We start from the raw sequence: 12,714 nt of genomic DNA, 5'->3' as shown, positions 1-12,714 counted from the left end.
CCGCCATGACCGCCGCCCAGCGCATGGCTTTGCAATATGTGTTGCTCTTCGGCGCCACCGGCGTGTCCCTTCCGTTTGCAGGCCTGTGGATGCGCTCGCAGGGGTTGAGCGGCGCCCAGATCGGCACGCTGCTGGCCGCCCCGATGCTGGCCCGGGCGGTGACCGGCCCGCTGCTCGCGGTCTGGGCCGACGGCTTCCGCTACCGTCGTACGCCGATCGCCCTGATGGGTCTGGTCATGGCGGCGGGCTACGGCCTCGCCGGAGTGTCCGACATCTACGCCGTCCGCGCGCTGGGCTGGTTCATCGGGGCCACGGCCATGGGCGTGCTGGTGCCGCTGACCGATGTCATGACGCTCAGACTGGCGGGGCGGCTCGGATTCAGCTTCTCCCTGCCGCGCGGCGCGGGCTCGGCCGCCTTCGTCGTCGCCAACATCGGCATGGGAGCCCTGCTGCTGCACTGGCCGGCCGATGGCGTCATCGTCTGGCTGGTGGCGGCGTCCCTCGGCCTCGCCGCCGTCGCCGCCTTGACCCTGCCGCCGGAGCGGGTCGCGGATGGCGCGCCCGTGGCCGGACTGGAACGCTTCCGCGGCCTCGGTCGACTGATGGCCGACCGGGTGTTCATGACCGCCATCTTCGCCATCGGCGCGGTCCAGGCGGCCCACGCCTTCCAGTACGCCTTTTCGGCCCTGCTGTGGAAAACCCAAGGGATAAGCGAGGCCGTAACCGGCTGGCTCTGGGCCTTCGGCGTCGTCGTCGAGATCGCCCTGATGTGGCTGTTCGAGCCGTGGCGACGCCGCGTCGGTCTCGGCCCGTGGAGCCTGCTGATGGTCGGTTCCGCCGCCGCCGTGGTGCGCTGGAGCGCCATGGCCTTCGCCCCGCCGCTGTGGCTGCTGTGGCCGCTGCAGGCGCTGCACGCCCTGACCTTCGCCGCCACCTTCCTGGCCGGGGTTCAGATCGTCGAACGGCTGTCGCCGCCCGACAGCCACACGGCCGCCCAGACGCTCAGTTCGGTCCTGTCGGCCGGGGTGCTGATCGGCCTCGCCACGGCCGCCTCCGGCCCGCTCTACGATCGGTTCGGGGCCGGCGGCTACGCGGCCATGGCGGCGATGTCGGTCGCCGGCCTGATCGCCGCCGCCTCTCTGAGGCGCCGACTGGCGGTCTGAGCGGGCAGGGGGCTCAGGACAGGTCGCCGATCGCCGCGTCCAGCAGCATGAAGGCCCGCCCGCCGTCGGAAGTCAGACGGCCCAGCACGCCCGGCCCGTCGTTTGCGGCCGCCCGGGCCGTCAGGTCGCGAGCGAAGCTCCGCACATAGGCCTCGGCGTCGGCGCGCAGGTCGGCGTCGGTCAGCACCCGCCGCGACACGCTGCGCACCGCCGCCGGGGCGACCCGGCGGACGATCTGCCGGGCCCGGTCGGGATCGCCGGCGGCCACCGCCTGGGCGGCTTCCTCGACGCGCGAGCGGGGCAGCAGGGCGTTCGGATCGACGCCCATGCGGCGAATGGCGCTGGTGATCCGCTCGCCCAGCGCCTCGCCGTCGGCGGCCGGCATGACCGGGGTGTCGAGGTCCAGCGGCGGGTCGCCCGGCCCGCCCTCGTCGACCAGATCGCTCCACCCCAGCCGATCCTTCTCCGGCTGGTTCGGCTGCGCCGCGCCGGGCATCGGCTCCAGCTTCAGCCGTCCACGAAGGCCGAAGCCGCGCGGCGCCTCGCTGCGCTCGGGCCGTTCAGGCCGGGCGCGCTCCGGCGTCTCCAGATCGGGGGAGGGCGCCGGCGGCGCGGCCTCGCGGCGGCGGCCGCCGGGGCTGTCGCCGGAGACCACGCCCATCAGCCGGACCGCCTCGGTGAGCATGTCGTAGTTGCGCCGCACCCGCTCCTGGAAGCCGGCGTCGAGCGCCTCGGTGTCGGCGGCCGCCTTCTGCGAGGCGGCGGACAGGGCGGCGAGCCCTTCCTCGACCGTGGCGCGCACCGCGTCGACCCGCTTCTGCGCCTCCTCCGGCAGGCGGGCGGCGCGTTCGTCCAGCTCGCCCATCGCCTCCTCGACCCGCGCGAGGGCGGTGTTCATCCGCTCCACCGTGGCCTCGAGCTGCTCCAGCGCCCGCTGGCCGGCCTCGTCCACCAGTCCGCTGGTCTCGGTGACGATCCGGCGAGCGCTGTCGACCCGGGCGTCGGCGGCCTGGTCGGCCTTCTGCGCGGCCTCGAACAGCGCCTCGCCCAGGCGGTCGGCGCGGACCTGCGCCTGTTCGGCGGCCTCCTCGGCGGCCAGTCGCGAGTCCTCGGCCGTGGCCTGCAGGGCCGCCAGCGCCCGTCGCGTCTCCTCCACCAGCGCGTCGCGCGCCTCTGCCGCCAGCGCCTCGAACTTGTCGAGCGCCAGCTTGGTCGCGCTGTCGAAGCCGTCGGCCTCGCGTTGCGACATCTCGACGAGGGCGCGGAACTGATCGGTCGCGGCCTCGACGAGGTCCTTGATGCTCTCGGTCGTCCGGGCCGAGGTCTGGCCAAGTTCGTCCGTGACGGCGCGGGTGGCGGACAGCTGTTCGGTCAGCTGGGCCCGCTGGCTCTCGACCTGGGCCGAGAAATCCTCCTGATCGGTGCGAAGCGCATAGGCGGCGGTGACGAGCGCCGCGCGCTGCTGGCCGAGGCCTTCCTCCACCGACTGGATCTGTTCCGCCACGCCCGAGCCGGCGTTCTCCAGCCGCAGGGTCTGCCGGGCCAGGTCGTCGGCGGCGACGCGGGCGGCGTCCTGCGCCTCGCCGGCGGCGGCGGCGAGATCGGCGGCGCGGGCGGCCAGCGCGGCCTCCGCCTCGCGCAACTGCGTCTGGGCCAGGTCGGAGGCGTCGACGACCATGCGCGACTGCCGTTCCACGGCGTCGATCACGCCCGTGGCCTGGCTGTCCAGCTGCACGCCGAGCGTCTGCATCTGGTCCCGCTCGTGGCCGAGCTGTTCGGCCAGCCGGCGCGCGGTGCGGCCGGCGGTCTCGGCCGCTTCGTTGAGTCGCGCCGTCTCCTGCGCCAGCGCCTCGCGCAGCAGGGTCATGTCGTGGCGTGCGCGCTCGGCGGCCAGCGACGCCTGATCGATGTCGTTGCGCAGCGTCTGCAGAACCTCGCCGGTCTGCTGGGCGGCCAGCGCGGTGGGGGCGATCAGCGCCTCGGACAGTTGCCGCGCCCGGCGCGTCTCGGCCGCCAGCCCCCCGCCCTGCCGCACCGCATGGGCCAGCATGATGGCCAGTCCGGCCGGCGCGAGGGCGATCAGGGCGTAGACGGCCAGCCGCAGGGGCTCCAGTTCGGCCGCGCCCGAACCGATCTCGAAGGCCAGCCAGGCGGCCACGCCTCCGATCCAGAGGGCCGCGGACACGCCGGCGAGCAGATAGGCGTGCCGTCCGGAGGGGGCGGCCTCGGCCCGTCGCGCCGGCGGAGCGGGCGAGGCGGGCGGCTCATAGGCCACCGGCGGGGCGTCGGCCGACTGGGCCAGTTCCGCCGTGGCCGTTGGGCCGGCGGCCGCGGTCTCGCGCGCAGCGGCCTCCGCCGCCCTCTGTTCGGCCTGGCGCTGCTCCTCGGCGAGGCGGCGGCGCCGGCGTTCCGACATCGGCCGCTCCGTCACCGCCTCGTGCGACGGCTCCGGGGCGGGGGCCGGCTCGGGCGGGGCCTCGAATTCGGCCACGGCCGCGACCTCAGGATCGGGCTCGGTGAGGTTCAACGGCGGCCGTTGGCGGGGCGACTTCATAAGGCGGCGATCTCGTCAGGCTGCGACGTCGCGCAGCCGGGGCGCGCGACCCGGCGGAACCCTAGCGGCTCATTCGCGGCGCGCAAAGGCGAGCGCCGACAAATCCGGTGCGGGCGTCAGCAGTCCTGTTGGCGTTCGGCGGCGGCGAGGAGGGCGGCCGGGGGCTTGTCGTTGCAGTCGCGCACCCGGTGAACCTCGCGCTGGGGCTTGTTCGGGGCGTCCAGCTGCAGGCCGAACTGCGACAGGGCCGCAGCGGCCAGCATGGCGATGAAGCCGATGATCATTTCGATCAGCGCCTGCATCGCCGACCTCCCCGTCAGATTGAGAGCGACTTATGCCCTGAAACCGTCGTTCCGGCAATCGGTCGCGATGAACGGCCCCGGGCGCCGGGGAGACGACGACCGCGCGGGATTGACCGCCGGCGGCCCATGATGGAACGGAACCGGCCGGCATGCGTCCTGTAGAGCTTGGGCGCGCGCCGCCGTCATGCGAATCGGTCAGGCTGCCTCCATGAGCCTTTCGGCGGACGAACAGAACGAGTCCTGGCTGACGCCCGGCCGGAACTGCTGGCGGGTCGAGACCGCCGGGCGGTTCGCGGTGCTGATGGAGAACGCCGCCTATTTCGAAGCGCTTCACTCGGCGCTGGAGAAGGCGCGGCGCTCCGTCGTGGTGCTGGGCTGGCAGTTCGATCCGCGCACCCGCCTCGACCCCGAGACCCTGCCCGACGACCACCACGCCCAGATCGGCCACCGGCTGCGCATGCTGGTCAAGGCCCGGCCCGACCTCGACGTCCGGCTGCTGATCTGGAAGTCGCCGCTGGTCATCGCCGCCTCGCAGGGCTTCTTCCCGCATCGGGCCCAGCGCTGGTTCCGCAAGCGGATGGTGGAGTTCCGCCTCGACCGCCCGGGCCCCCTCGGGGCCTGCCATCACCAGAAGGTCGTGATCATCGACGACGCGGTGGCCTTCTGCGGGGGCGGCGACATCAGCACCGACCGCTGGGACTCCGCCGAGCATCTGGACGGCGATCCGCGGCGCTGCCAGCCCTCGGGCCTGATCCCGCCGCCGCGCCACGAGGTGATGTGCGTCATGGATGGCCCGGCGGCTCGGGCCCTCGGCGACCTGGCGCGGGAGCGCTGGTTCCGCGCCACCTCCGAACGGACGGTCGCGGCGGAGACGGCCGAGGATCCGTGGCCGGACGGCGTCGAGCCCGATCTGTTCGACACCCCCGTCGGCATCGCCCGCACCGAGCCCGCCTGGGCGGCGCGGACCGAGGTGCGCGAGAACGAGCGCCTGCACCTCGACGCCATCCGCCGGGCGCGCCGGCTGATCTACCTCGAGAACCAGTATTTCACCTCGCCGAAGATCGCCGAGGCCTTGGCCGCCCGCCTGGCGGAGCCGGACGGCCCCGAAGTCGTGCTGGTCTCGACCGGCGGCAGCCCCAGCTGGTTCGACCAGATGACCATGGACACCGCCCGCTCCGAGGTCCTGTTCCGGCTCGAACAGGCCGATCGCAACAACCGCTTCTTCGCCTTCGCGCCCCACACCACGGGCGGCGAACGGATCATCGTCCACGCCAAGGTCTCAATCTACGACGACGAGGTGCTCCGCATCGGATCGACCAATCTGAACAACCGCTCGTTCGGCTTCGACACCGAGTGCGACGTCGCCGCCGCGCCTGCCACGCCGGAGGGGCGCGCGGCCATCCGGCGCTTCCGTCACCGCACCATCGGCCACTGGATCGGCGAGAGCGCCGACGAGTTCGCCGCGGCCGAGGCTCTTGTCGGCTCGGTCGGCGAGGCCATCCAGCGCTTCGACACCGGCCGGATGCAGACGCTGGGCGCGGAGCCGCCGTCGGCTGTCGAGCGGTTCATCGCCGAATTCCAGCTCGGCGACCCTACCGCCCCGGGGGACGCGTTCCGCCCGTGGAAGCGGCGCAGCCCATCGCAGCGCAACCGGCCGCGGATCAGCGCCTGATCTCGAAATCCACGACCAGCGGCAGATGGTCAGACGCCATCCTGGCCAGCGGCGAGAACGGCGCGGTGACCCCGGTCACCACCACCTCCGGGCTGGTGAAGCAATGGTCGATGCGGATCGCCGGGAAGCTGGACGGGAAGGTCTTCACCGACGGTCGCAAGCCGAGGCTGCGCTGGCAGTCGGACAGGCGCCGCGCCAGCGCCTGATAGGGGCGGGTGATCGAGGTGGCGTTGAAATCGCCGGTCAGCAGGGTCGGTCCGGTGCAGGACGGATGGCTCAGCCATCCCTCGCCGAGCAGGGCGGCGGCCTGCAGCCGCTGTTCCCGCGGGACCAGGCCCAGATGGGTGTTGATGACGTTGAGCGTGGCGCCGTCAAAATCGATCGCCGCCCACAGCGCGCCGCGCGGTTCCAGCCCGGGCACGCCCCGGATCGTCGGCAGGGCGCCCGATTTCACCAGCCGTTCGGGCCGCAAGGTCAGAATGGCGTCGCCATACTGTTCGGCCTCGACCTTCATCGCCGCATGAAAGTGGAAGGTCATGGCCAGACGATCGGCGATCGCGCCGGCCTGGTCCACGAGGCCGGTCCGAACGCGCCCGACGTCCAGTTCCTGCAGGCAGACGACGTCCGGTTCATGCTCGGCGATCACCGCCGCGATGCGCGCGACATCCAGCCTGCGGTCGACGCCGACGCAGCGATGCACATTGTAGGTCAGCAGGCGGGGCATGAAGTCCTGGAAACGGGCCGAAACGCTCTGTCAGCTCGGGCTAGGCCATTTCAGAGAGGAATGCGACCCCGGCAGGCCGCGTTCCGGCCCGCCTTCAGATCACCACCAGCCGGTCCGGAACCTCGTTGGGATTGCCGGCGCCGGGCGGGAAATGCGCCGCCAGCACCCCGCCGCACAACTCCACCGCCGCCTCGAACCCGGCCGCGGGATCGCCGCGCCTCAGCCCCTGCGACAGGACCTCGACGGCGTCTCCCCAGACCGAGGGGGCGACCTTGCCGTGGATGCCTTCGTCGGCGACGACCTCGACCTGATGGTCGGACAGGGCCGCGAGGATCAGCACCCCCGTGCGCGCTTTGGTGACGTGCAGCCCATGGGCGAGGAACTGCTGCACGGCGGCGTCCCGAACCCGCGCCCGGCGCACGGCGCGCGGGGTGACCCAGCGCGTCACCGGCGGCAGCCGGGTGATCAGATAGGTGACCAGAAAGACCACGGCCTGGATCACGGCGTAGGCGCTCAGCGCGTGGCCGATGGAGACGTCGCGCGCCGCCAGCTGCGCCGCCTCCCAGCTGTCCGCCATGCCCGGGATCCAGGCCGCTTCCAGGCCGAGAGGGATCAGGCCCAGCGGCAGGATCAGCGCCGCCGCCGCGGCCCAGCCCAGCGACACGTCGCGGTACGACGACACCCGTCGGGCCAGCACGCAAAAGATTTCGCCCGAGGTGCGCGCCTCGGCCGCCGCGATGGCCGCCGCGATCCGCTCCTGGGCCTGTGTCGTCAGTTTCATCACCATCCGCCCGACGCCCCGCCGCCGCCGAAGCTCCCGCCGCCGCCGCCGAATCCGCCGCCGCCGCCGAAGCCGCCTCCGCCGCCCCGGCCGCTGTTGCGCAGCGCCTCGGACGCGGCCCAGATCAGGATCGGCCCCACGCCCGAGCCGCGCCGCCGCCGGCCGCCCCGCGCCAGTCCGCCGATCATCGAGATGAACATCAGTCCGAGGATCATGGTGATCATGATCAGCGGACCGACCGGCACGGTCGCCTTGGGCTTCGCCGCCGCCGCCGCCCTTGCCTGGGCCTCGGCCGGATCGAGCCGCAGCTGCTTGTCGATCGCGTCCACACCCTTCTCGATGCCCTGCTCGAAATAGCCCTCGCGGAAGGAGGGCAGGATCTCGTCGTGGATGATCAGCGCCGACAGGGCGTCGGTCAGCACCCCTTCGAGGCCGTAGCCGACCTCGATCCGGACCTTGCGCTCCGCGGGCGCGACCAGCAGCAGGACGCCGTTGTTCTTCTCGGCCTGGCCGATGCCCCAGGCCCGACCAAGCTGATAGCCGTAGTCCTCGATCTCCAGCCCCTGCAGGCTCTCGACGGTGACGACCACCAGCTGGTCGGAGGTGTCACGCTCAAGCGCCTCCAGCCTGGCTGTCAGCGCGGCTTCCTTCTCCGGCGTCAGCAGCCTGGCCTGGTCGACCACCCGTCCGCTCAGGGCGGGGAAGCGCGGTGCGTTCGTCTGGGCGAGAGCGGCCGGCGCGCAGGCCAGCCAGAGTCCGGTCAGCAGCGCGACCAGCAGGGCGGGCAGGCGGTCAGGCCAGCGGATCGGGGATGAACTCACCGGGCGGGCGGCGCCGCGCCGGGCGTCACGGGGGCGGCGCCCCCGCCCGGCTGGGCGGGGTTCAGAGCGTCGAAATTCACCGTCGGCGCGGTCTGCGCCGCCTCGGTGGCGGTGAACAGCTGCATCGGCTCGGACCCGCCATGGATGGTCTTGGCCCAGATCACCGTCGGGAAGGTGCGCAGCGAGGTGTTGTAGTCGCGCACGGCCTCATTGTAGTCGCGCCGGGCCACCGAGATGCGGTTCTCGGTGCCTTCCAGCTGCGACTGCAGGGCGATGAAATTCTGGTTGGAGCGGACTTCCGGATAGCGTTCGACGACCAGCATCAGTCGCGACAGCGCCTGGCTCAGCTGGCCCTGCGCCGCCTGGTAGCGCTGGAAGGCGGCGGGGTCGGTCAGGGTTTCGGGCGTCACCGTCACTCCGGTCGCGCGGGCCCGGGCCTCGATGACCTGGGTCAGGGTGGTGCGTTCGGCGATCGCCGCGCCCTGGACGGTGGCGACGAGGTTGGGGATCAGGTCCGAGCGCCGCTGGTACTGCGACTGCACGTCGGCCCAGCGGGCCTTGGCGGCCTCCTCCTTGGTCGGGATCGAGTTGATGCCGCATCCGGCGGCCGCCGGCGCCAGGACCACCACGACGGCGAGAGCCGCGGCCCGTGAGCTCAAGGGATTCATCGTCGTCTCCTGACTGGGTGCAGACCCGGACGAACGACTATCGGAGGTTAGGGTTCGCCGTTCAAGCGTCCAGCGCTTCGGGCGCAACATCAGCCGCGCGGCAGGCGGCCGTATAGGTGTTGGCAAGGAGGCAGGCGATGGTCATCGGCCCCACCCCGCCGGGCACCGGCGTGAGCCGTCCGGCGATCCCCGCCGCCTCGTCGAAGGCCACGTCGCCCACCACGCGCGTCTTGCCCTGCGCCGCCTTCATCGGATCGCGCGACGGGACCCGGTTGATGCCCACGTCGATCACCGTCGCGCCCGGTCTGATCCAGTCGCCGCGGATCATCTCCGCCCGTCCTACGGCGGCGACGAGGATGTCGGCTGTCCGGCACAGCGCCGGCAGGTCGCGTGTGCGCGAATGGGCGATGGTCACGGTGCAGCTCTCGCCCAGCAGCAGCTGCGCCATCGGCTTGCCGACGATGTTGGAACGCCCGACGATCACCGCGTTCAGTCCCGACAGATCGCCCAGTTCGGACTTCAGCAGCATCAGGCAGCCCAGCGGCGTGCACGGGACCAGTCCCGGCAGGCCCACCGCCAGCCGCCCGGCGTTGACCACATGAAACCCGTCCACGTCCTTGTCCGGATCAATCGCGCCCAGCACCGCCGCCGAATCGATGTGACGGGGCAGGGGCAGCTGCACGAGGATGCCGTGGATGCCGGCGTCCGCATTCAGCGCGGCGATCAGCGCCAGCAGGGAGTCCTGGTCCGTCTCGGCGGGCAGGCGGTGCGTATCCGACCGCATTCCGGCCCGGGCCGTGGTCTCGCCCTTGTTGCGGACATAGATCTGGCTGGCCGGATCCTCGCCGACGATCACCACGGCCAGACCCGGCTTGACGCCGTGCGCCGCCTCCAGCCGGGCCGAGGCCGCCGCCACGCGCTCCACCAGCCCGGCCGCGAAGGCCTTGCCGTCGATCAGGGTCGCGCGGGCGGGATCGGCCGTCATGGTTTCGGCTCCGGTCGTCAGGAATCGTGCGGTGTGCGCGATTTACAGACGGCGCGGTTCGGCGTCTATGATCGAGCCGCAATCAGGGGGACCGCATGCGCCGTCAGACCATTCTCGCCGCCGCCAGCAGCCTGGCCCTCGTCCTGGCCGCCGGCCCGGTGCTGGCGCAGTCGGCCGAGCCGCTGGCCGTCGGGGCCACGGTCGAGGGCTCGATCGGCGATGGCGACCTGACCGCGGTCGAGGACTCCTACCGCTACGACGACTACGCCGTCAGCGCCCGCGCCGGCCAGCGGCTGGAGGCCGTGCTGCGGTCGGGCGAGTTCGACGCCTTCCTAGAGGTCTTTCCGGAAGATCCCGAGGCCGACGCCCTCGGCACGGACGACGACGGCCTCGGCGAGGGCACGGACTCGCGCCTGCGCTTCACCGCGCCGGCCACGGGAACCTACGTCCTGCGCGCCCGCCCGCTGTCGGGGCTGGAGGGCGGCGCCTATACGCTCAGCCTGATCGAACGCCCGCCTGCGGCCCGCCCCCCGCGACCCTCAAGCCTCCGCCTCGGACAGACCGTCCGCGGCGAGCTGTCGGGGCGCGACCCGGAAGCCGACGACGGCCTGCCCTACGACGCCTTCAGCTTCCGCGCCCGTCAGGGCGAGCGCTTCGCTGTGGCGTTGGACAGCGAGGCCTTCGATCCGGTCGTCCGCGTCGGCCGCATGGAGGGCGGCGCCTTCGTCGAACTGGCCCAGAACGACGACGGGCCCGACAGCGGCCTCAACTCACGCCTCGTCTTCACGGCCCCCGACGACGGCGACTACCTGGTCCGCGTCACGCCGCTGAACGCTTCGGCCGTGGGCGCCTACAGCCTCGCGCTGCAGGAGGGTCCGCCGCCCGTCGCGGCCGATCCGATCGCCATCGGCGCCACCGCCCAAGGCCAGCTCGCCGAGGGCGACGGCAAGAACGCGAACGGCATCCTCACCGATGCTTGGCGCTTCGAGGGCCGCGAGGGCCAGCGCGTGCGCATCGACATGACCTCCACGGACTTCGACACCTACCTCGAACTGTTCGACGAGAACCGGGTCAGCCTCGACCAGGACGACGACGGCGGGCCCGAGGACACCAATTCGCGCCTGATCTTCACCCTGCCGCGCACAGGGGCCTACATCATCGAGGCGCGGGCCTTCTCCGAGGCCACCGGCGCCTACAGCCTGTCGATCGCCGAGGTCGAGCCGGATCGCGCGCCCGAGGCGATCGCCTTCGGGGCCACGCTGCAGGGCGAAATCGGCGAGGGCGATCCGCGTGACGACGACGACCGCGGCTATGACGCCTTCGCCTTCTCGGGCCGCGAGGGCCAGAGAATCCAGGCCATTATGCGGTCCGGCGACTTCGACACCTTCCTGCAGGTTGGCAAGGCCGACGGCGAGTTCAGCGCCCTGGCCTCGGACGACGACGGCCTGATGGAGGGCACCGACTCGCGCCTCAGCTTCACCCTGCCTGAGGACGGCGACTATGTGCTGCGGGCCCTGCCGCTCGGCTCCGAGGGCAAGGGCCTCTACGCGCTCGAACTGATCGATCGCGGTCCCCAGCCCCAGCCCGGCAGCATCCTGCTCGGCTCGACCGCCTGGGGCGCCCTGACTGAGACCGACGCCACCACCGAGACCAACAGTTTCTACGACGCCTACCGCATCACCCTGCGCAAGGACGAGAAACTGCTCATCACCATGGTCTCGAACGACCTCGACAGCTTCGTGGCCATCGGCCGCGACAAGGGCGACGGCGAATTCGAGGTCCTCGGCTCCGACGACGACGGCCTGTCCGACACCCACGCCAAACTGGAGTGGACCGCGCCGGAGGACGGGACCTTCGAGGTCCGGGCCGGGGCCTATCAGCAGGGCCAGACGGGCGCCTACGCCCTGGCCGTCGAGAAGCAGCAGCCCTGAGCCGCGGCCAGCGGCGGAGTAAGCGTTTGACCGACATCACCGCCCGCAAGGACCAGCACCTCGACGTCATCCTCGCCGGAAAGGCCCGGCACGGCCTCGACAGCGGCTTCGCCGGCGTCCGCTTCGTGCACGAGGCCCTGCCGGATCTCGACCACGGCAAGATCGACCTCGGCGTCGACTTCCTCGGCCGCCGGCTGAAGACGCCCCTGCTGATCAGCTCGATGACGGGCGGGCCCAGCCGGGCCGAAGCCATCAACGCCCGCCTCGCCGAGGCGGCGCAACATCTCGGCATCGCCCTCGCCGTCGGCTCCCAGCGCGCCGCCCTCGAAGCCGAAGGTCCGACCCCCGGCCTCGACATGGCCCTGCGCCTCAAGGCCCCCGACACGCCCATCCTCGCCAATATCGGCGCCGCCCAGCTGACCCGTGGCTTCGGCGTCGACGAGGCGCGGCGGGTCCTCGACATGGTCGCCGCCGACGCCCTGATCGTGCACCTCAACCCCCTGCAGGAGGCCTGCCAGCCCGAAGGCGACCGCGACTGGTGGGGCGTCGGCGCGGCGCTTCAGGCCCTGGTCAAGGCGCTCGACGCGCCCGTGCTGGTCAAGGAGACGGGCGCGGGAATCTCGGCGGCCACCGCGAAACGTCTGGCGGAGATGGGCGTGGCGGGCATCGACGTGGCCGGGGCAGGGGGCTCCAACTGGGCCACGGTCGAGGGCGAGCGGGCGACGGACCCCGGCGACAAGGCCCACGCCGCCGTCTTCGCCGACTGGGGCATCCCCACCGCTCGCGCCATCGCCGAGGTCCGCGCCGCCTGCCCGAAGACGCTGATCATCGGCTCGGGCGGGATCGCCGACGGCGTGCAGGCCGCGAAGGCGATCCGCCTCGGCGCGGACATGGTCGCTCAGGCCGCCGGCGTCCTCGCCGCCGCCACCGTCTCGACCGAGGCGGTGGTCGAGCATTTCCAGACCGTCATCCGCCAGCTGCGCACCGTCTGCTTCTGCACCGGCTCGGCCAACCTCACCGCCCTGCGCAAGGCCCCGCTGCAGGGGTGAGCCCCTCATTGCTTTCGTCATCCCCCGGCAAGCGGCGTAGCCGCGCAGACCGGGGGACCCAGCG

Annotated in this window: 11 protein-coding genes; 4 read left to right on the top strand and 7 right to left on the bottom strand. The window is 72.3% G+C overall.

What is annotated here, in order from left to right:
• Nucleotides 1-5: 5 nt before the first annotated feature.
• On the top strand, nt 6-1,163 hold the full coding sequence (locus VEA98_RS06260) for an MFS transporter (RefSeq protein WP_324811872.1): 1,158 nt from the start codon (nt 6-8) through the stop codon (nt 1,161-1,163).
• A 13-nt stretch (nt 1,164-1,176) separates the two neighbouring features.
• Here the strand turns inward: VEA98_RS06260 and VEA98_RS06255 are convergent, their stop codons facing one another.
• Both VEA98_RS06255 and VEA98_RS06250 read right to left on the bottom strand, forming a co-directional pair.
• Nucleotides 1,177-3,717, bottom strand: coding sequence for a tipN (locus VEA98_RS06255; RefSeq protein ID WP_324811869.1), 2,541 nt, complete (start codon nt 3,715-3,717; stop codon nt 1,177-1,179).
• Between the two features lie 116 nt (nt 3,718-3,833).
• Entirely contained in the window at nt 3,834-4,019 is a 186-nt protein-coding gene (locus VEA98_RS06250; protein WP_324811866.1) for a hypothetical protein, read from the bottom strand.
• A gap of 208 nt (nt 4,020-4,227) precedes the next feature.
• On the opposite strand from VEA98_RS06250, the gene VEA98_RS06245 reads away from it, so the two are divergent.
• Entirely contained in the window at nt 4,228-5,691 is a 1,464-nt protein-coding gene (locus tag VEA98_RS06245; protein ID WP_324811864.1) for a phospholipase D-like domain-containing protein, read from the top strand.
• Here VEA98_RS06245 and VEA98_RS06240 read toward each other — a convergent pair.
• From VEA98_RS06240 to folD, 5 genes are all read right to left on the bottom strand, one after another.
• The gene (locus VEA98_RS06240; RefSeq protein ID WP_324811861.1) at nt 5,681-6,415 is read right to left on the bottom strand and encodes an endonuclease/exonuclease/phosphatase family protein; all 735 of its coding nucleotides are present in this window, start codon (nt 6,413-6,415) and stop codon (nt 5,681-5,683) included. The two genes, VEA98_RS06245 and VEA98_RS06240, sit on opposite strands and share 11 nt — an antisense overlap.
• A gap of 94 nt (nt 6,416-6,509) precedes the next feature.
• Entirely contained in the window at nt 6,510-7,196 is a 687-nt protein-coding gene (locus VEA98_RS06235) for a TPM domain-containing protein (protein ID WP_324811858.1), read from the bottom strand.
• Nucleotides 7,196-8,017, bottom strand: coding sequence for a TPM domain-containing protein (locus VEA98_RS06230; protein ID WP_324811856.1), 822 nt, complete (start codon nt 8,015-8,017; stop codon nt 7,196-7,198). Before VEA98_RS06230 ends, VEA98_RS06235 begins: the two co-directional genes overlap by 1 nt.
• Nucleotides 8,014-8,685 (bottom strand): LemA family protein, encoded by a 672-nt coding sequence (locus tag VEA98_RS06225; RefSeq protein ID WP_324811854.1) that lies wholly within the window; start codon nt 8,683-8,685, stop codon nt 8,014-8,016. The genes VEA98_RS06230 and VEA98_RS06225 overlap by 4 nt, the downstream gene beginning before the upstream one ends.
• Before the next feature lie 61 nt (nt 8,686-8,746).
• The gene (gene folD / locus VEA98_RS06220; protein ID WP_324811852.1) at nt 8,747-9,670 is read right to left on the bottom strand and encodes a bifunctional methylenetetrahydrofolate dehydrogenase/methenyltetrahydrofolate cyclohydrolase FolD; all 924 of its coding nucleotides are present in this window, start codon (nt 9,668-9,670) and stop codon (nt 8,747-8,749) included.
• 95 nt (nt 9,671-9,765) lie between these two features.
• On the opposite strand from folD, the gene VEA98_RS06215 reads away from it, so the two are divergent.
• Nucleotides 9,766-11,601, top strand: a complete 1,836-nt coding sequence (locus tag VEA98_RS06215) for a PPC domain-containing protein (RefSeq protein WP_324811850.1) — start codon at nt 9,766-9,768, stop codon at nt 11,599-11,601.
• Nucleotides 11,602-11,627: 26 nt separating this feature from the next.
• Entirely contained in the window at nt 11,628-12,650 is a 1,023-nt protein-coding gene (gene fni, locus VEA98_RS06210; protein WP_324811847.1) for a type 2 isopentenyl-diphosphate Delta-isomerase, read from the top strand.
• Nucleotides 12,651-12,714 lie beyond the last annotated feature (64 nt).

Source organism: Brevundimonas sp., assembly GCF_035627055.1.
Taxonomy (GTDB): domain Bacteria; phylum Pseudomonadota; class Alphaproteobacteria; order Caulobacterales; family Caulobacteraceae; genus Brevundimonas.
This window is presented reverse-complemented; position numbering and strand designations above follow the sequence as displayed.

Coding starts and splice junctions, on each gene's coding strand:
- VEA98_RS06255 (WP_324811869.1), bottom strand. CDS start 3,717: ATGAAGTCGCCCCGCCAACGGCCGCCGTTGAACCTCACCGAGCCCGAT.
- VEA98_RS06250 (WP_324811866.1), bottom strand. CDS start 4,019: ATGCAGGCGCTGATCGAAATGATCATCGGCTTCATCGCCATGCTGGCC.
- VEA98_RS06235 (WP_324811858.1), bottom strand. CDS start 7,196: ATGAAACTGACGACACAGGCCCAGGAGCGGATCGCGGCGGCCATCGCG.
- VEA98_RS06240 (WP_324811861.1), bottom strand. CDS start 6,415: ATGCCCCGCCTGCTGACCTACAATGTGCATCGCTGCGTCGGCGTCGAC.
- VEA98_RS06225 (WP_324811854.1), bottom strand. CDS start 8,685: ATGAATCCCTTGAGCTCACGGGCCGCGGCTCTCGCCGTCGTGGTGGTC.
- VEA98_RS06260 (WP_324811872.1), top strand. CDS start 6: ATGACCGCCGCCCAGCGCATGGCTTTGCAATATGTGTTGCTCTTCGGC.
- VEA98_RS06215 (WP_324811850.1), top strand. CDS start 9,766: ATGCGCCGTCAGACCATTCTCGCCGCCGCCAGCAGCCTGGCCCTCGTC.
- folD (WP_324811852.1), bottom strand. CDS start 9,670: ATGACGGCCGATCCCGCCCGCGCGACCCTGATCGACGGCAAGGCCTTC.
- VEA98_RS06245 (WP_324811864.1), top strand. CDS start 4,228: ATGAGCCTTTCGGCGGACGAACAGAACGAGTCCTGGCTGACGCCCGGC.